This window comes from Gemmiger qucibialis, assembly GCF_027689445.1.
GTDB classification, from domain to species: Bacteria; Bacillota; Clostridia; order Oscillospirales; family Ruminococcaceae; genus Gemmiger; species Gemmiger qucibialis.
Window position 1 is genome coordinate 162008 of record NZ_JAQFEN010000001.1, and the last position, 23329, is coordinate 185336.

The window sequence follows — 23329 nt, forward strand, 5'->3', positions numbered from 1 at the left end:
GCGCAGTTTTTGCGGGGGTTGTGCTTCCATTTTGGCCGCACTTGACCCCTTAACTCACGCATTTATTATAATAGCGGATAAACCACGCTCTGTCAAGAGTATTCACAAAAAATATTTCAAATAATCGTGCAAGATGCTGATTTTCTGCACTGGGGGTTCTAAGGCAATACCGCACAATTCCCGCCTAACGGCTCAAGCACCGCTCCGGCGGCTGCGGCACGGCATCTGCGTTGCCAAAATGCTCGATAATGTCGGGTTGCGGTACCCGCATCGTGCTTCGGGGGCAAAAGCCCCTCGCACTCTGCGACCGCTGCCCCTGCTTCGGTTCGCTGCATCCGCCACTGGCGGCGCTCACCTTTGCAGCATCCAGTATTATCTGCGCTTTTGGCTTAGCAGCTGCCGCACCTCGCTCGCCGTATCGGCACTTAGAATTATGCGGTATTGCCCTAATTTTGCGCTTAAGGTGTCTCTGAAAACAAAGAGAACGACGGATATTTCGCAAACGCAAGCAGAATTTAAGGCAAAGAGCCATAGGAATCCTTTGCGGATTCCAAGGCTTTTTAACGCAAAATCCCGCTGTGTTTGCAGAAACAGACTAAATTTTCGAATTTTTCAGATACCCCCTCGGACTTTCCCCTGCTTATTTTGCAGCTTCCAGCTGTGCCACGCAGGCTTCGGCTTCGTCCAGAATGCGGCCAAACTTATCCAGGGCAGCATCCACCGGGGCGGGGGTGGTCAGGTCCACACCGGCATGGCGCAGCTCATCCAGCGGGTAAGCGCTGCCGCCCATGTGCAGGAACTCCAGGTACTTCTTAACAGCCGGTTCGCCATTCTTCAGGATGCCCTCGGACAATGCCACGGCAGTGGAATAGCCGGTTGCATACTTATAAACATAGAACGGGCGGTAGAAGTGCGGGATGCGTGCCCACTCGTACTGTACTTCGTCATCCACAACCAGCTCCGGTCCAAAGTAGTCCACAATGAGCTTCTTGTACAGATTGTTCAGGGCGGCGGGATTCAGGGCTTCGCCGCGCTCGGCCATGGCGTGGGCATCGCGCTCAAACTCGGCAAACATCGTCTGGCGGTAGACGGTTCCCTTGAAATTTTCGAGGTACTGATTCAGCAGGGCCAGGCGGGTTGCGGGATCCTGGTTCTTTTCTGCCAGCAGGTGCTCAATGAGCAGGTTCTCGTTGACGGTGGAAGCGACCTCTGCGACAAACAGGGTATAGTCGGCATACTGGGCAGGCTGGGTATGGCGGCTGAACCAGCTGTGCATGCTGTGGCCCATCTCATGCGCAATGGTGGAAACGCTGTCCAGCGTACCGGTAAAGTTGCACATGATATAGGGGTTGGAATCATAGCTGCCGCCGGAGTAAGCGCCGCCGCTCTTGCCCTTGTTGGGGAACACATCGATCCAGCGCTCGGCAAAGCCCTTGCGAACGATGGTGCCGTACTCTTCGCCCAGCGGTGCAACGGCATCCAGAACCATCTGCTTGGCCTGGTCATAGGTGTAATGTGCGCTGACGCCCTTGGTCAGCGGGGCGTACACATCATAGTAGTGCAGCTCGTCCACACCCAGGATACGCTTGCGCAGAGCAACATAGCGATACATATCCGGCAGGTGCTTGCGCACAGTAGCCACCAGGTTATCATAGACCTGGCCGGGCACGTTCTCCCCTGCCATGGACATGGCGCGGGAAGATTCATAATGACGGACGGAGGCTTCGGCGGTAGCGGTCTTGACAGCGCCGGAGTAAGAGGCAGCCAGCGTGTTGATGTGCTGGCGGAAGCTCTTGTAGTAGCTTTCAAAGGCATTCTTGCGCAGCACGCGGTCATTGGAGGTTTGCAGCAGGATGTAGTTGGAAGCGGTCAGCTCCACATCGTTGCCCTCGCCATCCTTGACGGAATCGAACACCATGTCGGCGTCTTCCAGGTTATCGGCAACATTTTTCGGGGTGCCGAATGCCTCTCCGAAAGCAGCCAGCAGCTTTTCTTCCGGGGCGGTCAGGGTGTGAGGCTTTGCACGCAGCAGGTCTTCCAGAGCAAAACGATAGGGGGCAACCTGCTCGTCAGCCATGATGGCATCCAGGGTTTCCTGCGGCAGTGCCAAGATTTCCGGCTGAGCATAGGCGATGGTACCGACAGCCTTTACATATTTGGCGGTAGCGCGGGCATCCATGCTCTGGGCGTCATCAGCACGGGTATCCTCGCTCAGACGCAGGCTGGTGTAGACAGCCAGGTTTTCCAGTTCACGGAACACGCCGATTTCTGCATCATAAAATTCACGAATGCTGGCAGCGTTGTTCAGCTTGCCCTCCCAGGCAGCCAAAGCTTCAATTTTGGGGTCAATGGCGGCAAAAGCCTTTTCCCATTCCGCATCGCTGGCGTACATTTTGGTCAGGTCCCACTGGTACTGCGGGTCCATCTCTTTGCGTTCTTTCAATGCTTCCGACATAGCGGATTCTCCTTTTCTATATGATGTCTTTCTGAGCCAGTCAGGGAAGCGTTCTCCCCTGCCCTCCATGCAGGCACCATTCATCCTGCACAGACAAACCCAGTATAAAAGTATTATACACCAAATGTTAGAAAAAACAAATCCGTTTTTATTTAACAAAAAGCCTGCGCAGAAACAGTGTTTATGCACGGTTCCTGCACAGGCTCATTTCTCTAACTTTCTTTATTTGTCATTTGCCCGGCTTTCCAGCAGGCTTCTTACTTCTCCTGCCAACGCTTCACTTTCATTTGTCGTAAAGATACAATCAGACTGGTCTTTCCCGATTCTGAAAAACACCTGATAGTCCTTATTTCCGCAGAACGTCAGCACATCCAGCATGGGCTCGCTCTCCCCTGCCTGATAAGTAACCCAGAAGCGCAGCCGCAGTGGATTGGGGGTGATTTTTCCTGCCTGTTCATTGGTCACGCCATTGCGGCAGACAAGATATACCGTTGCGGCCCCCTGACTTGCTGGTAAATCCACCTGCTGCATATAGACACCGCTGCCCATTGTTTCACAATGCTGCATCCATGCGGCAACTGTGGGGTATTGCTGCCATACATCTTGTGGTACGTTCCACATCGCTGTACTTTGGTAGTTTGCAGATGCCACAAAAGCAATGCACCATAAAAGTACCGCCAGCAGTGTTGCTGCCGCTAAATACCGTACCCGCCTTGCTGCTGCTTTTGCAGCCGTTGCAGCGCCGCTTTTTCCCGCCGCTATAAAAAAGAGTCCGCTTATTGAAATGAACAGAAGTATCAACAATCCAATCGCCGCGCCAAGCCCAACAAATTGCAGAGCAAGCCATAGCAAAATTGCCATTACCGCAATCAGTACCCACGTTTGTTTTGCTGTCAGGCTTCCGGCCGTTTCTGCCTTTTCCTGTACATCTGGTTCTCTTGTTTCTGTCTTTTCTTCCAAAGCAACCTCTTCCGGCGGGATACCCAACAGTTCTCGGAGCATAAACTGGTTAGCTGTGCCAGGCAGTGCTTTTCCTGTCTCCCACCTTGCCACAGCCTGCCGTGTTACCCCCAGCTGCTCTGCCAGCATTTCCTGGGTCATGCCTTTTTCTTTCCGGGCGGATGCAATTTTCTCTCCCAATGTCATGGTGCTATCCCCCTTTCTTTGGGGCCAGCATAGCACAGCTGTACTACTATTTTCAAGCAACTTTGTATCACTTTTCTGCCACTTTTCCGCAATAAGCAGTTTCATTTCCTGCAAAGCAGCATAAAAATCCCCCACAGTACCCTTTCCGTTCGCAGTTGCCCGTGCGGAGAATGCTGTGGGGGATGTTATGTTTTATTGTCAGGCTAAGCTTATCAGATAAGAATAGTCTTACTTTTCAGCGTGGTCGTAAGCGCTGCCTTCGGCATCGCGGATTTCCTCGGCGCGAGCCAGTTCTTCTTCAACCTCCGGCAAACCGGTTCCGGCGGGGATCAGCTTACCGATGATGACATTCTCCTTCAGACCGGCCAGCGGGTCAACCTTGCCCTTGATGGCGGCTTCGGTCAGAACGCGGGTGGTTTCCTGGAAGGATGCAGCAGACAGGAAGCTGTCGGTTGCCAGGCTGGACTTGGTGATACCAAGCAGGATCTGACTGGCCTGGACCAGCTTCAGGTCGGTTTCGCCTGCATCAATGCGTTCCTGAATCTTCTCGTTCTCGATCATCACATCGCGGCGGTTGACAACGCTGCCCATGATGAACTCGCTGGAACCTGCATCGTCAATGCGAACCTTACGCATCATCTGGCGGACGATAACTTCGATATGCTTATCGTTGATTTCAACGCCCTGCAGACGGTAAACCTTCTGGACTTCGCTGATCAGGTAGTTCTGGGTAGCAATGCGGCCCTTGACAGCCAGGATATCCTGCGGATAAGCATGGCCTTCGGTCAACAGTGCGCCCTTGACGAGCACATCGCCCTCCATCACCTTCAGGCGGTGGCCGAACGGGATCAGGTAGCTCTTGGTAACCGGTGCGCCGTTATCGTCAACACCGGTCACTTCAACGTGGCGGCTCTTCTTGGTATCGTCAATATGGACGGTACCGGCGATCTCGGACATGATAGCCATTGCCTTCGGGCGGCGGCTCTCGAACAGTTCTTCAACACGCGGAAGACCCTGAGTAATATCTTCAGCAGATGCGATACCGCCAGTATGGAAGGTACGCATGGTCAGCTGAGTACCGGGTTCGCCGATGGACTGTGCCGCAATGATACCGACGGATTCACCGACCTTAACGCACTGGCCGTTGGACATGTTGGAGCCGTAGCAGCGGGCACAGACGCCAACGTGAGCACGGCAGGTCATCACGCTGCGGATCTCCAGCTCGGTAATACCGGCAGCTTTGATCTTTTCAGCGTCGAACATATCCATCATCTTGTCCTTGGACACAATGAGTTCGCCGGTCTTGGGATCCATCACGTCATGCAGAGCATAACGGCCAATCAGACGCTCGGAGAAGCTTTCGATGGTAGCGTTGCCTTCGCTGATCTCGCTGACGAGGATACCCTCGGTAGCGTGGCAGTCTTCCTCGCGGATGATGACTTCCTGAGAAACATCAACCAGACGGCGGGTCAGGTAGCCAGAGTCAGCAGTACGCAGTGCGGTATCGGTCAAACCTTTACGAGCGCCTCGAGAAGAGATGAAGTACTCCAAGATGTTCAGGCCTTCGCGGTAGTTTGCACGGATAGGCATTTCCAGGGTTTTACCTGCGGTGTTAGCCAGCAGGCCGCGCATGCCGGCCAGCTGCTTGATCTGGTCCATAGAACCACGAGCACCAGAGTCGGACATCATATAGATGGGGTTGCGCTGGTGGTGGGTCTTCAGGTTGGTAGACAGAGCGTTGGAAACTTCCTCGGTAGCTGCCTGCCAGATCTCAACGGTGTTCTTATAGCGCTCTTCATCAGAGATAAGACCACGGTTGAAGTTCTTCATGACCTTTTCAACCTTCTTGTCAGCTGCAGCCAGGATCGCCGGCTTTTCTTCGGGGATGATAGCGTCAGGCACGGCAACGGTGATGGCGGAAAGGGTGGAATACTTATAGCCCTGTGCCTTGATGTGATCCAGCATGATAGCGCAGCGCTTGGTGCCATGCTTTGTCAGGCAGCGGCTGATGATGTCGGGCAGCTTCTTCTTGGTGACCTGGAAATCGACTTCGTAATCGAACTTATGTTCGGGGTCGGTACGATCCACATAGCCCAGATCCTGCGGGATGGGGGTGTTGAAGATGATCTTGCCGACAGTGGTGGTGACAAGGGCGGTTTCGGGGCCGTTGCCAAAGTCCATGGTGCGGCGCACCTTAACGGGAGCCTGCAGGGTGACGATATGCTCGGCGTAAGCCATCAGGGCTTCGTCCTCATCGCGGAACACCTTGTCGTGGCCGGGGTCTTCGGGGTTGACCATGGTCAGGTAGTAAGAGCCCAGGATCATATCCTGCGTGGGCACGGTGACGGGTTCGCCGTCAGACGGCTTCAGCAGGTTGCCAGAAGCCAGCATCAGCATCTTGGCTTCGCGCTGTGCTTCGGTGGACAGCGGCAGATGGACAGCCATCTGGTCGCCGTCGAAGTCAGCGTTGAAGGGGGTGCAGACCAGCGGGTGCAGCTTGATGGCGTGGCCTTCGACCAGAACGGGCTCAAATGCCTGAATGCCCAGACGGTGCAGGGTAGGTGCACGGTTCAGCAGAACGGGATGGCCCTTGATGACGGTTTCGAGAGAGTCCCACACCTCGGTGGAAGCACGCTCGACCTTTTTGCGGGCAGCCTTGATGTTGGAGGCAATGCCCTTCTGGACCAGGTCCTTCATAACGAAGGGCTTGAACAGCTCCAGAGCCATCTCTTTGGGCAGACCGCACTGGTACATCTTCAGCTCAGGGCCGACAACGATAACGGAACGGCCAGAGTAGTCAACACGTTTGCCCAGCAGGTTCTGGCGGAAGCGGCCCTGCTTGCCCTTCAGCATATCGGAAAGGCTCTTGAGGGCGCGGTTGTTGGGGCCAGTGACCGGGCGGCCGCGGCGGCCGTTATCGATCAGGGCGTCAACTGCTTCCTGCAGCATGCGCTTTTCGTTGCGCACGATGATATCGGGAGCGCCCAGCTCCAGCAGGCGCTTCAGACGGTTGTTGCGGTTGATCACGCGACGGTACAGATCGTTCAGGTCGGAAGTCGCAAAGCGGCCGCCATCCAGCTGGACCATGGGGCGGATATCCGGCGGAATGACCGGAACAACGTTCAGGATCATCCACTCCGGGCGCTGGCCGGACAGGCGGAACGCATCAACGCACTCCAGGCGTTTCAACAGGCGGACGCGCTTCTGGCCGGTAGCCTTTTCCAGTTCCTCATGCAGCTCTGCGGACAGAGCTTCCAGGTCGATCTCAGCCAGCAGCTTCTGGACGGCTTCGGCGCCCATGCCGGCTTCAAAGGTATCCTCGTACTTTTCCCGCATCTCCTTGTACTCGCGTTCGGTCAGGAGCTGCTTTTTCTCCAGCGGAGTAAAGCCGGGATCGGTAACGATATAGTTTGCAAAGTAGAGCACCTTGTCCAGCTGGCGGGGGCCGATGTCCAGCATCAGGCCAATGCGGCTGGGAATGCCCTTGAAATACCAGATGTGCGAAACGGGTGCAGCCAGCTCAATGTGGCCCATGCGCTCGCGGCGGACCTTAGCGCGGGTAACTTCGACACCGCACTTATCGCAGATCTTGCCCTTATAGCGGATGCGCTTATACTTGCCGCAGTGGCATTCCCAGTCCTTGGTAGGTCCAAAAATGCGCTCGCAGAACAGGCCGTCGCGCTCCGGCTTCAGGGTGCGGTAGTTGATGGTTTCAGGTTTCTTGACCTCGCCATAGCTCCAGGCACGGATCTGGTCGGGAGAAGCAAGGCCGATCTTGATAGAATCGAACTCTTTATTTTCCATTCAGCGAACCCTCTCATTTAATCGTGACGTAAACAGCATTCCGATCATTCACCGTCGAACAGGTCGTCGCCATTGTCGGCTTCGATCTGTGCCAGAGAAGCTTCATCCGGCTCCTCATCGCCCAGGTCGTCGTCAAAGCCTTCATCGGCATCCTTGACACTGTAATCATCCTGCAGCTCGCTTTCCAGCAGAACGTTATCACCGATATCGCTGTTGTCAAAGTTGGCATCGTCATCGTCATATTCCTGACGCATATCAACAGCGTTGCCTTCCTTATCCTGAACAACAATATCCAGGCCAAGGCTCTGCAGTTCTTTCAGCATAACGCGGAAGCTTTCGGGGATGCCCGGATTCGGCACATCTTCGCCCTTGACGATTGCTTCGTAGGTCTTGACACGGCCCACAACGTCGTCAGACTTGACAGTCAGGATTTCCTGCAGGGTGTAAGCCGCGCCATAAGCTTCCAGAGCCCAAACTTCCATTTCGCCGAAACGCTGGCCGCCGAACTGGGCCTTGCCGCCCAAAGGCTGCTGGGTAACCAGAGAGTACGGGCCGGTGGAACGGGCATGGATCTTATCATCAACCAGGTGATGCAGCTTGAGGTAGTACATATAACCGACAGTAACCTTGGAGGGGAACTTTTCGCCGGTACGGCCATCGTAAACGGTGGTCTTGCCGTCATCGGTCAGGTCGATCTTGCTGAAATCGATGATGTGGCCCTTATCGCCCATCAGGCGGGGCAGCTTGGTGGGATATTCCGGTGCATGGTCGCCATGCCACTTATCGCGGGCTTCGGCCAGGCAGTCACGGATATCGGATTCGTGCGCGCCATCGAACACGGGGGTCTGCACATGCCAGCCAAGGGCCTTGGCAACATAGCCAAGGTTGACTTCCAGCACCTGACCGATGTTCATACGGGAAGGAACGCCCAGGGGGTTCAGCACGATATCCAGCGGGGTGCCGTCAGGCAGGAACGGCATGTCCTCCTGCGGCAGAATGCGGGAAACAACGCCCTTGTTGCCGTGACGGCCTGCCATCTTATCGCCAACGCTGATCTTACGCTTCTGGGCGATATAGACGCGCACGCAGGTGCGCACGCCGGGCTGCAGCTCGTCAGAGTTTTCGGGGGTAAAGACCTTAACATCCACAACAATGCCGTAAGCACCGTGGGGAACGCGCAGGGAGGTATCACGTACTTCCCGTGCCTTTTCGCCAAAGATGGCGCGCAGCAGGCGCTCTTCGGCGGTCAGTTCGGTTTCACCCTTCGGGGTAACCTTACCAACCAGAATATCGCCGGTCTTGACTTCGGCGCCGATGCGGATAATGCCGCGGTCGTCCAGATCCTTCAGGGAATCATCGCCGACGTTGGGGATATCACGGGTCACCTCTTCAGGTCCCAGCTTGGTATCGCGGGCTTCGCTCTCGTACTCCTCAATGTGGATAGAGGTGTAGATATCCTCGCGGACCAGCTTTTCGTTCAGCAGAACAGCGTCCTCATAGTTGTAGCCTTCCCAGGTCATGAAGCCGATCAGAGCGTTCTTGCCCAGAGAGATCTCGCCGTCCTTGGTGGCGGGGCCGTCAGCCAGAACGTCGCCCTTCTTGACAACATCGCCCACATAGACGGCGGGGCGCTGGTTGACGCAGGTTCCCTGGTTGGAGCGCATAAACTTAATCAGTTCATAGGTATCGGCGGAGCCATCTTCCAGACGGACAACGACCTTATCTGCGTCAACGCTTTCAACGGTGCCGTCATGGGCAGCCAGCACGCAGACACCGGAGTCGGTAGCAGCCTTATATTCCATGCCGGTAGCAACCAGAGAGCGCTGGGTAACCATCAGAGGCACAGCCTGACGCTGCATGTTGGAGCCCATCAGAGCACGGTTACAGTCATCGTTTTCCAGGAAGGGAATGCAGGCGGTAGCCACAGAAACCATCATTCGCGGAGAGACATCCATGAAATCGACCTGTTCACGGGCAAATTCCTGAATGTCGTTGCGATGACGGCCGGAAACGCGGGGACGGACAAAGCAGTTGTTCTCGTCCAGTGGTTCGTTGGCCTGTGCCACGATGTATTCATCTTCAACGTCGGCGGGCATATAAACAACTTCATCGGTAACAACGCCGGTTTCTTTATTCACACGGCGGTAAGGTGCCTCAATGAAGCCGTACTTGTTGATCTTGGCGAAAGATGCCAGATAGGAGATCAGACCGATGTTGGAACCTTCGGGCGTCTCAATCGGGCACAGACGGCCATAGTGGGTATAATGAACGTCGCGGACTTCGAAGCCTGCGCGGTCACGGGACAGACCGCCGGGGCCCAAAGCGGACAGACGGCGCTTATGGGTCAGCTCAGACAGCGGGTTGTTCTGGTCCATGAACTGAGACAGTGGGCTGGAACCGATGAACTCACGGATGGCAGCCACGACCGGGCGGATGTTGACCAGGCTCTGCGGGGTGATCTCGCCGGATTCTTGGTTCTGCAGGGTCATGCGCTCGCGCACAACGCGCTCCATACGGGCAAAGCCGATGCGGAACTGGTTCTGCAGCAATTCGCCAACGCTGCGCACGCGGCGGTTGCCCAAGTGGTCGATTTCATCGGTCACGCCGATGCCATGGTCAAGGCCCAGCAGGTAGTTGACGGAAGCAAAGATATCGTCAACGGTAACGGTGCGGCTGATGAGCTTATCATGATTCTTGGTCAGCAGTTCTTTCTGCTCTTCCGGATCGGAGGTAGCATCCAGAATCTTACGGATTTCGGCGAAGGAAGCGCGCTCGTTGATGCCGCATTCCTTCACGTCAAAGCTGAAGAAACTCTGGGCATCGACACAGCCGTTGGAGAACACGATCACATTGATCGGATCCTGGCCCTTGCGCTCCACGATAACAGTAACGCGGGAAACACCGGCGTTATCAATTTCAACAGCCTTTTCGTGGCTGATGCGCTCGCCCTTGGCGGCCAGCAGTTCGCCGGTCAGCGGGGCAATGATGTCCTCAGCAGTCTTATAGCCCGCAATACGGCGGGACAGGCACAGCTTGTTGTTCATCTTGAAGCGGCCAAAACGAGCCAGGTCGTAACGGCGCGGATCAAAGAACAGCAGGTTGATGTGGCTGCGGGAGCTTTCCACCGTCGGCGGCTCGCCGGGGCGCAGCTTGCGGTAGCACTCCAGCAGGGCTTCCTCTGTGGAATGGGTGATATCCTTTTCCAGGGTGGCGTTGATTTTGGGTTCAGAATCGCCGAAGTACTGGCGGATCTGCTCATCGGTGCCAAGCCCCAGTGCGCGCAGGAAGGTAGTAACCGGCAGCTTGCGGTTTTTATCAATGCGCACATAATATACATCGGAAGAATCGGTTTCGTATTCCAGCCATGCGCCGCGGTTGGGGTTCATGGTTGCGGTGAAAAGGTCCTTGCCGGTACGGTCCTTGCTGGAAGCATAGAACACGCCGGGCGAACGAACCAGCTGGCTGACGATAACACGTTCTGCACCGTTGGAGATGAAAGTGCCGGAATCCGTCATGAGCGGGAAATCGCCCATGAAAATTTCCTGTTCCTTCACTTCGCCGGTGCTTTTGTTCAACAGGCGCGCAGTGACATAAAGCGGCGCAGCATACGTTGCGTCACGCTCTTTACATTCTTTAATGGTATATTTGGGGTGCTTGTCCAGACGGTAATCGACAAATTCCAGCGAGAGATTCCCGGTGTAATCCTCGATCGCGTCAATGTCGTGGAACACTTCGCGCAGGCCCTCGTCCAGGAACCAGTTATAAGAGTTTTTCTGGATCTCGATGAGGTTGGGCATGCCAATCACTTCGTTGATGCGGGAAAAGCTCATTCTGGAGGTTCGACCGTTTTGTACGGGCTTGACCTTTACCATAAAATGCGACCACTCCTATTCCGTTCAGATTTGTTTTTGGCAAAAGCGCTCCGCCGAAGCAATGATTTTCTTGGAACATTCGTCGTTTTTAACAAAGTTTGAAAAAACGCGAAAAAATCAAAATTCCTTTAGGGCGCTCTATTCCATTTTGTGATACTATGCCAGTATACCAGCCAAAAAGCTGATTGTCAAGGGCTCTTTTGGCATTTTGCGTGTTTTTTTATCAGGCAATTGAACGCCCGGCTGTGTGTCGCATTTCTTTTGGCAAAGTGCTATTTTTGCATTTCTTTTGCCACTTGACAAATCCTTGAAATGCCGCTAATTGGCACAATGCCCAATTACCTTGTGTGTTTTTTGTATGGGTTGCAGCCTGCGTTTTTTCTGCATTTTCCCGGTTTTTACGTTTTGCAAACAAAAAGTGCCCTTCCCGCCGTTATCCGTGTGCAGGGTGGGCACTCGTCTGTTTTTGGTGTTATGCGTTTGATGCCGGGCCCGCCACACGGGTATTTACACCAGCTCCACCCGGTATTTTTGCAGCCAGTAATTCAGCTGCACAAACCAGGCAATGGTCTGCGGGGTGGTCATCAGCTGGCCATACCAGGGGGTCGCAGTCTCGGCAGCGGTCAACAGCTGTTCCAGCGCTGCCCTCTTGGCAATACGCAGCAGCGGGGCATCCGGGTCCTGCATCGCACTGCGCAGCATGGCGCTGACAGCGTTCAAATACGCCGGGTTCCATGTTTTAGGGTAGGGGCTCTTTTTTCGCCACAACACTTCCGTGGGCAGCACGCCCTGCATCGCCTGGCGCAGCAGGCCTTTTTCGTGGCCCTCGTAATCCTTATATTCCCACGGCACGCTGTACAGGTATTCCGCAATGCGGTAATCGCAGAACGGCACGCGCACTTCCAGCCCGCTGTACATACTCATTCGGTCCTTGCGGTCCAAAAGGGTCTGCATAAACCAGTTAAAGTTCAGGGCAAACATCTGGCGCATCCGTTGTTCCAGGGGATCCAGACCGGGGCGGATGGAAGTTTGCTCCAGCGTAGCGCGGTAGCCTTCATCAATATACGCCGCCGGGTCAATGCTGCCGAACACCTCCGGCTTAAAAAAGCTGACCCTGTATGCCGTGCTCTGCGCCCAAGGGAAGCCATACCGCTCCCGCACGGTCTTATCCCTGTACCAGGGGTAACCGCCAAATATCTCGTCCGCGCACTCGCCGGAAAGTGCCACGGTGGCTGTTTTACGGATCTCACGGCAGAACAGCAGCAGCGAGGAGTCCACATCCGCCATACCGGGCAGGTCGCGGGCGTCCACCGCTTCCAGCAGGGCGGCGGTCAGTGCTTCGCTGTCCAGCGTTACCCAGGTATGCTGCGCGTTCAAGAACTGGTTCATGGTGCGGATATACGGCGCATCCGGGCTGGGCTGGAAATGGGTGACGTGGAAGTACTTTTTGTTATCCTGATAACCGACCGAGAAAGTCTGCAGCGTTTTGCCCCGCGCCGTAAAGCGGGAATCTGCGATTGCCGAAATCAAGCTGGAATCCAGCCCTCCGGAAAGGAAGGTTGCCACCGGCACATCCGATACCAGCTGCCGCGTGACGGCATCCATCACCAGGTCCCGCACTTTGGCTGCGGTGTGGGTAAAATCATCGGGATGTTCGTGGTCGGTCAGCTGCCAGTAGCGGCGCACGGTGAGGCGCGGCGCACCAACCTGTGGCACAGTGTATTCTGCGCAGCAGCCAGGCTTCAATTCCTGCACATTGCGGAACACCCCGCACCCCGGCGTGCGGCCGGGGCCGAGCAGCAGCACATCGGCCAGCCCATGGGCATCCACCTGCGGCGGGATCTCCGGGTGGCAGAGCAGCGTTTTCAGCTCGGAAGCAAAGATCAGGCTGTCCCCGCGCAGGGCATAGAACAGCGGCTTGACCCCGACGCGGTCCCGCGCCAGAAAGAGCTTTTGCGCCCGCTGCTGCCACACAGCAAATGCAAAAATACCGTTCAGCTTTTCCAGACAGTCCGGCCCCCACTGGGCAAAAGCATGTAACAAAACCTCAGTATCGGAATGGCTTACAAAGCGATGGCCCAGAGCCGCAAGCTGGGCGTGCAGCTCCGGCGTGTTGTACAGCTCGCCGTTGTACACCAGAATGTATTTCTCCCCGCCCTGATCCAGCACCATGGGCTGGCAGCCGTTTTCCAGATCCACCACAGCCAGCCGCGCATGGATCAGCGCCGCATGGCCGTGCAGGTATATTCCCCGCTGGTCCGGCCCGCGGCGTGCAAGGCTTTTCTGCATTCGGCAGTAAGCTGGGTAGTTGGCTGCAATCTTATTTGGGTCCGCGCTGATCTGTCCGGCAATTCCACACATCGTTATCCCCTCCCCTATATCATCAGGGTAATCGTATGCTGTGGCTTTGTCATTTATGCCTGCTGCACACAAAAATACACCCGCACCGCCGGGCAAACAGCAGTACGGGTGCAGATGATTTTAATTTGCTATTTCTATTCTATATAAGAATCACGGCATCAATCCAGGAAGTCGCGCAGCTTTTTGCTGCGGCTGGGGTGGCGCAGCTTGCGCAGGGCTTTTGCTTCGATCTGGCGGATACGTTCACGGGTAACGTTGAACTCCTTGCCCACCTCTTCCAGCGTGCGGGGGCGGCCATCTTCCAGGCCAAAGCGCAGGCGCAGGACCTTTTCTTCACGCGGGGTCAGGGTTTTCAGCACATCGGCCAGCTGCTCTTTCAACAGGGTCTGGCTGGCGGCTTCGGCGGGAACGGGGGCTTCCTCATCGGGGATAAAGTCGCCTAAGTGGCTATCTTCCTCCTCACCGATGGGGGTTTCGAGGCTGACGGGTTCCTGTGCCACGCGCATAATCTCGCGCACTTTGTCCACCGGCATATCCAGGCGCTCGGCAATTTCTTCGGCGCTGGGCTCATGGCCGTTTTCGTGCAGCAGTTGGCTGGAAACCTTTTTGACCTTGTTGATGGTTTCCACCATATGCACAGGGATACGGATGGTGCGGGCCTGATCCGCAATGGCGCGGGTGATGGCCTGGCGGATCCACCACGTTGCATAGGTGGAGAACTTGAAGCCCTTGGTATGGTCAAACTTTTCAACCGCTTTGATCAGACCCAGGTTACCTTCCTGGATCAGGTCCAGGAACTGCATGCCGCGGCCCACATAGCGCTTTGCAATGGAAACTACCAGACGCAGGTTGGCTTCGCTCAGGCGCTGCTTGGCGCGTTCGCCGTCCTTACCGCCTTTCTGGATATCCAGGGCCAGCTGCACTTCCTCATCGGGGGTCAGCAGGGGCACGCGGCCGATCTCTTTCAGGTAAACCTTAACGGGGTCATCGATGGTAATGCCGTCCGAGGTAACGGTATCCTCAAAGTCATCCATCCCTTCCTCGCCCATATCGGCCACAGCGGACATATCAGTGGCGTCATCATCCACCACTTCAATGCCGTTGCTTTCCAGCTCTTCATACAGCTTTTCCATCTGCTCCGCGTCAATAACACGGCTGCTTTCTTCCATAGCGTCACTGATTTCGGTGCTGGTCAATTTGCCTGCACGGCGGCCCTGTTCAATCAGGTTGCGAATCGAATCTTTCTTTTCTGCCATAAGTAGTTTCTCCTTTGGTTTTTATTCTGCCCATCTTACTGGAACGGGATAAAACAACATGGTTTTGGCCGGGTGGAAATTATTCTTCCGGCGGGCGTTCGCCCACTTTTTTGCGGGCAAGGGCGGCAAATTTCTGCCGGAATTCATCGTCTGTGGTGCCTGCCACCTGGGCGCTTTCGGGGTTTGCGGTCTGCAAACGATCCAGCAGCATATCAATATCCCGGCGGGTCAGGCGGGTATCGGCGTTTTGGGCCTGGGCCAGCATCACCTGGCTGTAAGCTTTTTCCTCCAACAAGGGGGAAAGGGTCGTGGCGTTGGCGGGCTGGCCGCGGGCGGCGCAGTCGTAAATCGCCTTGATTGCCTGCTGCATTTCCGGCAGCACCACCATGCCAAGGTTCAGCCGCTCCCGGATGTAGGGGATGGCGCCGGCATCCTGCAGCATAGCCGCCACAAGCTGGCGGGCGGCGCTTGCGGCCCCCAGGGCAGCTTCGCCCCCGCGGTCATAGGGCACGCGGATATCCGCCGCAATCCCCTGGCGGGAAAGTTCGTTCTGCTCTTTGCGGCGCGCCCTGCGCCCGGCCCCGCGCACGGCGCTTTCCAGCTGGACCAACACAGCCTTTTTATCAATGCCGGTCTGCTCCGCAATGCGCCCGGCATACACATCCCGCGCCGTGGGGCTGACCGCGCTGCCTGCCAGAATGCCGATGGCTTCATCCACATATTGCAGGCGCTGGGCATCGTTGCGCAGGTCATATTTTTTCACTGCCTTAGCCAGCTTGAACTCCAGCGGGGTTGCGGTGCCTTCCAGCACGGCTTCAAACCGGTCGCGGCCATAGGTGCGGATAAATTCATCCGGGTCCTTGGCACCGGGGATGTTCAGCACCCGCACCTGCAAATTGGTACCGGAAAACAGCGCCAAACTGCGCTCCGTTGCCTTCTGGCCTGCTTCGTCCGAGTCATAGCTCAGCACCACTTCGTCGGCGTATTCCGTCAGCAGCTTGACCTGCTCCGGCGTCAAAGCCGTGCCGCAGGCACAGACAGCGGTATCAAACCCGGCTTCGTGCATCGAGATGACGTCCATATACCCTTCGCAGAGGATATACCGCTTGGACGTTGATTTTTTTGCCACATTCAGCGCAAACAGCGTGCGGGATTTGTGGTAGACCATCGTTTCGGGCGAGTTGATGTATTTCGGCTTGGAATCATCCATCACGCGCCCGCCGAACGCAATGATATTGCCCCGCACATCAATGATGGGCACCATCACGCGGTGGCGGAAGATATCATACAGATTGCCCTTGGCGCTACGCTTGACAAGGCCGGAGGATTCCAATTCCGGCTCGGTAAAGCCGCGGTGGCGCAGGTAGTGCAGAAGGCCGACAAAATCTTCCGGTGCATAGCCCAGGCCAAACCGGCGGATGGCCGCATCCGAAAGGCCGCGTTTTTCGCGCCAGTAGCGGCGGGCCATGGCGGCTTCCGGCGTTGGGGCGTTGAGCTGGTCATAAAAATAGCGCGCGGCGTTGCGGTTGATCTCCAACAGGCGGGAGCGGGAACGGCTTTCCTGGTCGTCCTCCTCCGGCATGGGCATCCCGGCGCGGCCCGCCAGCTGTTTAACAGCTTCCACATAGCCCAGGTTGGAAATTTTGCGCACAAAGTTAATCACATCCCCCGCCGCACCGCAGCCAAAGCAGTAAAAACTTTGGGTATCCGGGTAGACGGTAAACGAAGGGGTTTTCTCGTTATGGAAAGGGCACAGCCCGGTATAGGTCCGCCCGCGATGACGCAGCTGCACATATTGGCCGATTACTTCGGTAATATCATTGCGTGCAACCACTTCCTGTATGTATTCCTGTGGGATCAATGGGGCTCCGGGCCTCCTTTCGCGTATATATCGTAATAATTTATAGGGCAACACCGCACAATTCCCGCCTTGCGGCTTAAGCACCGCTCCGGCAGCTGCGGCACGGCATCTGCGTTGCCAAAATGCTCGATAAGACATCCAGTATTATCTGCGCTTTTGGCTTGGCATCTGCCGCACCTCGCTCGCCGTATCGGCACTTAGAATTATGCGGTATTGCCATAGGTTAGCGGGCGCACAATGTGCGCCCCTTCGGGGCGGGCGGCAGTGCTCTAACATACTGCCAATTTTATAGCACCTGCCACTTTTGCGGCACAAACAGCTCCTCAAACAGGCGGGTAGCAAATTCATCGCTCATGCCGGAAATATAATCCGCCACGGCACGGTCCATTCCCTGGTGATATGCCACCTGCATATAAAAATTAGGCATCAGCGTGGGGTCCGCGCAAAGGCGCTCATACAGCGCTTCGATCATCTTGTCCACTTTTTTCTCTTCGCGCTTGGCATCCTTGTCCACATACACCGTGCTGTACATAAAGTCTTTCAGCACACCGTATGCCTCCTCCACTTCGGGGGAAAACTGCATTTTCCCATTTTTGCAGTTTGCGCTGTTTGCCACAAGGTCGGTGATCATTGTGGTGATGCGCCGGGATTTGGTATCTCCCAGCACCTGCACGGCATCCCGCGGCAGTGCGGTGGGGTTCAGTACACCGGCGGCCACGGCATCCTCAATATCATGGTTCAAAAAGGCAATGTGGTCCGCATAGCGCACGGTACAGCCTTCCATCGTGCGGGCCCAGGCGCCTTTAGTGTGGGTAATAATCCCGTTGCGCACCTCCCAGCAAAGGTTCAGGCCCTTGCCGTCCTTTTCCAGGTAGTCCACCACCCGCAGGCTTTGGCGGTAGTGGGTAAACCCGCCGGGGCACAGCCGGTTCAGTGCGCGCTCCCCCGCGTGGCCGTATGGGGTGTGGCCAAGATCATGCCCCAGGGCAATGGCTTCGGTCAGGTCCTCATTCAGCCGCAGGGCGCGGGCAATGGTTCGGGCAATCTGGCTGACTTCCAGCGTGTGGGTCAGCCGGGTGCGGTAGTGGTCGCCCTCCGGCGAAAGAAACACCTGTGTTTTCTGCTTCAACCGCCGGAAACTTTTACAGTGCAAAATTCTGTCCCTGTCACGCTGGTAGCAGGTCCGCAGGTCATCTTCCGGTTCCGGGGTGCGGCGACCAAAGCTCTGCTCACTTAAAGCGGCATAGGGGCTTAAGGTCAGGCGTTCAATTGTCTGGGTCTCTTCCCGCACAGTCACGGCGCAGCCTCCTTTCCCCTATCCGGTTCCCTGTTGGGCATATCCGTTGGGCATATCATGCCCAAAAACGGCTCTCTATATTATAAATACGATAAAAAGCCGCCAAACACTTGTATGAAATGTAAAAATTTCATGGGAAATTCTGCTTTCTTGCCAGAAATGACTGCGCAGCATCAAAAAGCTGCGTAAAGTGGTTTGCTGATCGTCACTTCGGCACTGCCGCGGGTCAGCTCGCTCAGGTCATGGCACAGGGCTTCTTCGGTTCCGGCAGGCATGCGCCAGCGCAGGGTCACAGCGTCGGCATACTCCGGTTCCTGCAGTTTGGCCCCGGCGGCTGCGATCATCCGCTGGGCCTGTTCAAACTTGGGGTATGGCACGGTCACGGCGCAATCCGTCACCAGCCGCATGCTGACAATTTCCGCCTGCTGCAAGGCTCCGGATGCCGCCGCGGTGTAGGCCCGCACCAGCCCGCCGGTACCCAGCAGAACTCCGCCAAAGTACCGCGTAACCACCACGATCACATCCGAAAGCCCCGCATGGCCGATGGCTTCCAGCACAGGGGTACCGGCGGTTTTGGCGGGTTCGCCGTCATCACTGTAGCGGGTGCGGCCGCCCTCGCGCAGAACATAGGCATACACATTATGCCGCGCGGTGCGGTTGGCCGCTTTGATGCGGTTCAGGTGGGCAAGGGCAGCTTCCTCGGTATCGGCAAACGCAGCGGAAGCAATAAAGCGGGAGCGCTTTTCTTCATATTCAAAGGTGGAAATACCGCGGATCGTTTGATAGTCCGGCATAGGGGTTCTCCTTTGAGATGCAAGATGATGTATTTGAAAAAAATACCGCAGATGTTGCCATCTGCGGTATACAAAACCTTAATGCAATTACTTGCCAGCCTTGTTGGCGTAGCGGCGCTTAAAGCGCTCAACACGTCCGCCGGTGTCAACCAGCTTCTGCTTGCCGGTGTAGAAGGGATGGCACTTGCTGCAAACTTCAACGCGGATCTCCGGCTTGGTATCGCGGGTATGGATCACGTTGCCGCATGCGCAGGTAATGGTGCAATCCACATAGTTGGGATGAATACCCTGCTTCATTTTCATTTCACCTCTTTCTCGATCATGACTAAAGGGAGCCATACTTGATATATGTGCTCATCACAATCTTCGAATTTCGGCTACCAGCAGACGCCATCCTGTGCGTGTGGAGCAGCCCTCTGAACGATTGCTAGAGTATTTTACCAGAGTTTTTGTGCTTTGTCAAGTAGTGCGGGCAATCTTTTGCGGCGGCAAATTGCCAGCAAAAGTGCAACCATTTATATGCCCATCCGGGACGTCGAGGACGCCGTCTCCTACTGTGGGGCAAAGTACATCACACGTTTTTTGTATCTGCTCCGGTAAGTTTCCGGCGGAGTCGGGTACCCCCGCCCTACTGGGTGTTTGTGGGTTGACCGCACACAATAAAATGCTCTGTAGGGAACGGTCTTGACCGTTCCGGGGCCTTGTAGCAGATGCCGCAACAATTTTCCGCAAAGCCTTTGGTTCCCCTTCGAGGGGAGCTTTCGCCGAAGGTGACTGAGGGGTGATTCCCCAAGCGAGGGCTGAAAATGCGCGTTATTTCCTCACTGCGGCGGCTAGGGGGCTGCATACAAAAAAGGCCGTCTGCGTATTACAGCAGGCGGCCCAAAAGCGCTAAACCTATGGAATCACATTATGCCAGCAGCGGCTTAACGGCAGCGGCCAGTTCTTCTTTCTTGGCTTCGGCTTCGGCCAGGTCTTTGCCCTTGGTGGTAAAGTAGGTCTTGATCTTCGGCTCGGTGCCGGAGGGGCGCACCACAACGGTGCAGCCGGATGCCAGGGTGTAGATCAGCACGTTGGCGGCGGGCAGACCGGTCTCTTCAGGCTTTTTATAGTCCACAACCTTTACAACGGCGTCACCGCCAAAGTCCTTGGGCGGGTTCTCGCGCAGGCCGGACATAATGCCCGCCATCTTGTCCATGCCGGACAGGCCCGGGAACTCAAAGCTGTCAACCTTGTTCAGGTAGCGGCCATACTCGGCGTAAATGCGCTCCAGCTCTTCCTTGATAGAACTGCCCTTTGCGCGGTAATAAGCAGCCATTTCGCAAATCAGCATAGAGCCGATGATGGCATCCTTATCGCGGACGTAAGGACCAGCCAGGTAGCCATAGCTTTCCTCAAAGCCAAAGATGAAGCGGTCAACCTGACCAGCAGCTTCCAGCTTGGCGATCTGATCGCCGATCCACTTAAAGCCGGTCAGCACATTGCGGCACTCAACACCGTAATGCTCGGCCACCTTGTCCGCCAGCGGGGTGGACACGATGGACTTGCACATGACGGGGTCTTTGGGCATAGTCCCCTGCTCAATGCGGCCCGCGCAGATGTAATCCAGCAGCAGAACGCCGACTTCGTTGCCGGAAAGCAGCTCATAGCTGCCATCCTTGCACTTAACGGCAATGCCAACGCGGTCAGCATCGGGGTCAGTGGCCAGCATCAGGTCTGCACCAGACTTTTCGGCCAGTTCCAGGCCAAGGCGCAGAGCCTCGAAAATTTCGGGGTTGGGGTACGGGCAGGTGGGGAAATTGCCGTCCGGCTTTTCCTGTTCCGGCACAACGGTGATATCGGTAATGCCGATGTCATGCAGAACATGGGTGACCGGAACCAGGCCGGAGCCGTTCAGCGGGCTGTAAACCAGCTTCAGGCCGGCGGTCTTGCAGATACCGGGACGGATGGAGCGGGCTTCGATTGCTTCGTACAGGGCGTTGATGCAGTCATCGCCAACGTATTCGATGATGCCCTTTTCCAGCCCCTCGGCAAACGGCATGGTTTTGGCGCCGGTCAGGATGTCGGTCTTCTGGATTTCGGCGTACACGATATCAGCGGCCTCATCGGTCATCTGGCAGCCATCGGGGCCGTAGGCCTTATAGCCGTTGTACTTGGCCGGGTTGTGGGATGCCGTTACCATGATACCGGCGTTGCAGTTATAATACCGGGTAGCAAAGCTCAGTGCGGGAACCGGCATCAGGGCGCTGTAAATGCGCACCTTTACGCCGTTGGCGGCCAGAACTTCGGCAGCAGCCTTGGCAAACACATCGCTCTTGATGCGGCTGTCATAGCTGATAGCAACGGTCTGGGTGCCGCCCTGGGTCTTGACCCAGTTGGCAAGGCCCTGGGTAGCCTGGCGCACAACATACACGTTCATGCGGTTGGTACCGGCGCCGATCACACCGCGCAGACCGGCAGTGCCGAACTTAAGGGCAACGGCAAAACGATCCTGAATGGCAGCGTCATCGTTCTGAATCGATTCCAGCTCCGGCTTCAGGTCGGGGTCATCCAGGTTGGCAGCAAGCCAACGGCTGTACATTTCTTTATACATTTTGGACACCATCACTTTCTTACCCTGTAAAAGTTTTGGGTAAATTTACTTGTTCAAATTAAATATATCAATTTTAGTTTGCGTTGTCAATCAAAAAAAGCTGGAATTCCGGCTTTTTGCCGGAGCTTTGCCTGTTTTTTACCCTACAGCGTCAAGGCAGATTTTGGGCACAAAAAATATGCTTGCCGCCGCGGGCGGAACAGGATATACTGAAAATAATCAAAGTACGCAATTTGTTGAAAAAAAGGAGTTGGCTGCGCCATGTATGCACACGTTGTCAGCCTGGGGGTAACGGGGCTGGATGGCTACCCCGTTACCGTGGAAACCCACATCAGCGGCGGTCTGCCCAAATTTGCCATGGTGGGCCTGCCGGATTCCGCCGTGAAGGAAAGCAGTGAGCGGGTGCGCAGTGCCATCAAAAACCTGAACTGCCCCTGGCCCGCCAGCCATGTTACCGTCAACCTGGCCCCCGCCGATGTGCGCAAGACCGGCAGTTTGTATGACCTGCCGGTGTTCATCGGCATTTTGGCGGCGCAGCAGTACATCCCACAGCCAGAGCCGCACCAGGCATTTTTGGGTGAACTTGGGCTGGATGGCACACTGCGCCCCATTGCCGGTGCCCTGCCCATGGCCCTTGCCGCCCAAAAGGCGGGTGTGACCGAGCTGTTTGTTCCTGCCGAAAACGCCGCCGAAGCCGCCGTGGCCGAGCAGCTGACAGTTTACCCCGCCCGCAGCGCTGCGGATGTGATCCGCCACCTGGCGGGGCAGGCAAAGCTCAGCCCCGCCAGCCGCACAGGATACGATGCCGCCGGGCAGTGGCTTGGCCCCGATTTTGCGGATGTGCGCGGCCAGGCGGAGGCCCGCCGCGCGCTGGAAGTTGCCGCTGCGGGTGGGCACAACCTGTTGATGGTGGGCCCGCCGGGCACCGGCAAAAGCATGCTGGCCAAGCGCCTGCCGGGCATCCTGCCGCCGCTCAGTTATGAGGAAGCGCTGGAAACCACCGCGATTTATTCCGTTGCCGGGCTGGTGCAGGCCGGAACCGGATTATTGCAGCAGCGACCGTTCCGCAGTCCCCACCACAGTGTCAGCGCCGCAGCCATTGCGGGCGGCGGCACAGTGCCCCGCCCCGGCGAGGTCAGCCTGGCCCACAACGGTGTACTGTTTTTGGACGAGCTGCCAGAGTTCAGCCGCGAAGCGCTGGAGGTGCTGCGCCAGCCCATCGAGGACGGGTGCATCTCCGTGAGCCGGGTACACGGCACCGCCACCTACCCCTGCCGTTTTATGCTGGTTGCCGCCATGAACCCCTGTAAGTGCGGGTATTATGGTTCCGGCGTACGGGAATGCAGCTGCACGCCCAGTGCGATCGAGCGCTACCGGCAGCGGATTTCCGGTCCGCTGTTGGACCGCATTGACCTGCATGTGGAGGCCCGCCCCGTGGAGTACGACGCCCTTGCCGCCAAAACCGGCGGCGAGCCGAGCGCTGACATCCGCACGCGGGTGGCCGCGGTACGCGCCATTCAGGCTCAGCGCTACCAAGGCCTTGGCTTTACCTGCAACGCCCAGCTGCCCAGCGGCATGCTGCGCCGCTACTGCCCGCTTGCCCCCGCCGCCGAAAAGCTGCTGCGCGGTGCGTTTGAACGCATGGGCTACAGCGCCCGCGCCTATGACCGCATCCTGCGCGTTGCCCGCACCATTGCCGACATGAACGGTGTGGAACAGATCGGCGCCGCAGAGCTGATGGAAGCGCTGCAATACCGGAGAATGGACAGGGCGGTAGGCAAATGAATATTTGCCAAATGAATAAGTAATAAAGAATAATTAAAAATGCAGGTGGACCGCGTTGCTGGCACAACGCTCAAAAATATTAGAGTTCCGTCAAATATAGAGCAC

The 23329-nt window shown here is 56.4% G+C and carries 14 protein-coding genes; 2 read left to right on the forward strand and 12 right to left on the reverse strand.

What is annotated here, in order from left to right:
• Window positions 1-640 precede the first annotated feature (640 nt).
• The 12 genes from pepF to PG062_RS00835 all read right to left on the reverse strand — a co-directional run bounded on the left by pepF (window position 641) and on the right by PG062_RS00835 (window position 21439).
• Entirely contained in the window at window positions 641-2455 is a 1815-nt protein-coding gene (pepF, locus tag PG062_RS00780) for an oligoendopeptidase F (RefSeq protein WP_113999043.1), read from the reverse strand.
• A gap of 222 nt (window positions 2456-2677) precedes the next feature.
• Window positions 2678-3706, reverse strand: coding sequence for a helix-turn-helix transcriptional regulator (locus PG062_RS00785; protein WP_270750598.1), 1029 nt, complete (start codon window positions 3704-3706; stop codon window positions 2678-2680).
• 123 nt (window positions 3707-3829) lie between these two features.
• Window positions 3830-7405 (reverse strand): DNA-directed RNA polymerase subunit beta', encoded by a 3576-nt coding sequence (rpoC, locus tag PG062_RS00790; protein ID WP_270750599.1) that lies wholly within the window; start codon window positions 7403-7405, stop codon window positions 3830-3832.
• Between the two features lie 44 nt (window positions 7406-7449).
• Window positions 7450-11277, reverse strand: a complete 3828-nt coding sequence (rpoB, locus tag PG062_RS00795) for a DNA-directed RNA polymerase subunit beta (RefSeq protein ID WP_270750601.1) — start codon at window positions 11275-11277, stop codon at window positions 7450-7452.
• Between the two features lie 223 nt (window positions 11278-11500).
• Window positions 11501-11692 carry a hypothetical protein gene (locus PG062_RS00800; protein WP_270750603.1) on the reverse strand — a complete coding sequence of 64 codons (192 nt, stop codon included), beginning with the start codon at window positions 11690-11692 and terminating at the stop codon, window positions 11501-11503.
• Between the two features lie 92 nt (window positions 11693-11784).
• Window positions 11785-13638 (reverse strand): asparagine synthase (glutamine-hydrolyzing), encoded by a 1854-nt coding sequence (gene asnB / locus PG062_RS00805; RefSeq protein WP_270750605.1) that lies wholly within the window; start codon window positions 13636-13638, stop codon window positions 11785-11787.
• A 158-nt stretch (window positions 13639-13796) separates the two neighbouring features.
• On the reverse strand, window positions 13797-14894 hold the full coding sequence (rpoD, locus tag PG062_RS00810; RefSeq protein WP_113999038.1) for an RNA polymerase sigma factor RpoD: 1098 nt from the start codon (window positions 14892-14894) through the stop codon (window positions 13797-13799).
• Between the two features lie 79 nt (window positions 14895-14973).
• Window positions 14974-16755, reverse strand: a complete 1782-nt coding sequence (gene dnaG, locus PG062_RS00815) for a DNA primase (RefSeq protein ID WP_113999037.1) — start codon at window positions 16753-16755, stop codon at window positions 14974-14976.
• A 286-nt stretch (window positions 16756-17041) separates the two neighbouring features.
• Window positions 17042-18052: a deoxyguanosinetriphosphate triphosphohydrolase gene (locus PG062_RS00820; protein WP_270750607.1), complete on the reverse strand. Its 1011-nt coding sequence runs from the start codon at window positions 18050-18052 to the stop codon at window positions 17042-17044.
• A gap of 173 nt (window positions 18053-18225) precedes the next feature.
• A complete protein-coding gene (locus tag PG062_RS00825; RefSeq protein WP_113999035.1) occupies window positions 18226-18846 on the reverse strand; it encodes an IMPACT family protein in 621 nt (206 codons plus the stop codon).
• 87 nt (window positions 18847-18933) lie between these two features.
• Complete coding sequence (gene rpmE, locus PG062_RS00830; RefSeq protein WP_113999068.1) at window positions 18934-19143, reverse strand: 50S ribosomal protein L31; 210 nt, start codon at window positions 19141-19143, stop codon at window positions 18934-18936.
• A 613-nt stretch (window positions 19144-19756) separates the two neighbouring features.
• Complete coding sequence (locus tag PG062_RS00835; RefSeq protein ID WP_270750610.1) at window positions 19757-21439, reverse strand: phospho-sugar mutase; 1683 nt, start codon at window positions 21437-21439, stop codon at window positions 19757-19759.
• Window positions 21440-21488: 49 nt separating this feature from the next.
• Here PG062_RS00835 and PG062_RS00840 point away from each other — a divergent pair, with 49 nt between their 5' ends.
• Complete coding sequence (locus tag PG062_RS00840; RefSeq protein ID WP_270750611.1) at window positions 21489-21731, forward strand: hypothetical protein; 243 nt, start codon at window positions 21489-21491, stop codon at window positions 21729-21731.
• Window positions 21701-23224, forward strand: a complete 1524-nt coding sequence (locus PG062_RS00845) for a YifB family Mg chelatase-like AAA ATPase (RefSeq protein WP_270750612.1) — start codon at window positions 21701-21703, stop codon at window positions 23222-23224. The genes PG062_RS00840 and PG062_RS00845 overlap by 31 nt, the downstream gene beginning before the upstream one ends.
• Window positions 23225-23329 lie beyond the last annotated feature (105 nt).

Coding starts and splice junctions, on each gene's coding strand:
- pepF (WP_113999043.1), bottom strand. CDS start 2,455: ATGTCGGAAGCATTGAAAGAACGCAAAGAGATGGACCCGCAGTACCAG.
- PG062_RS00785 (WP_270750598.1), bottom strand. CDS start 3,706: ATGAAACTGCTTATTGCGGAAAAGTGGCAGAAAAGTGATACAAAGTTG.
- rpoC (WP_270750599.1), bottom strand. CDS start 7,405: ATGGAAAATAAAGAGTTCGATTCTATCAAGATCGGCCTTGCTTCTCCC.
- rpoB (WP_270750601.1), bottom strand. CDS start 11,277: ATGGTAAAGGTCAAGCCCGTACAAAACGGTCGAACCTCCAGAATGAGC.
- asnB (WP_270750605.1), bottom strand. CDS start 13,638: ATGTGTGGAATTGCCGGACAGATCAGCGCGGACCCAAATAAGATTGCA.
- rpoD (WP_113999038.1), bottom strand. CDS start 14,894: ATGGCAGAAAAGAAAGATTCGATTCGCAACCTGATTGAACAGGGCCGC.
- PG062_RS00825 (WP_113999035.1), bottom strand. CDS start 18,846: ATGCCGGACTATCAAACGATCCGCGGTATTTCCACCTTTGAATATGAA.
- rpmE (WP_113999068.1), bottom strand. CDS start 19,143: ATGAAGCAGGGTATTCATCCCAACTATGTGGATTGCACCATTACCTGC.
- PG062_RS00835 (WP_270750610.1), bottom strand. CDS start 21,439: ATGTATAAAGAAATGTACAGCCGTTGGCTTGCTGCCAACCTGGATGAC.
- PG062_RS00845 (WP_270750612.1), top strand. CDS start 21,701: ATGTATGCACACGTTGTCAGCCTGGGGGTAACGGGGCTGGATGGCTAC.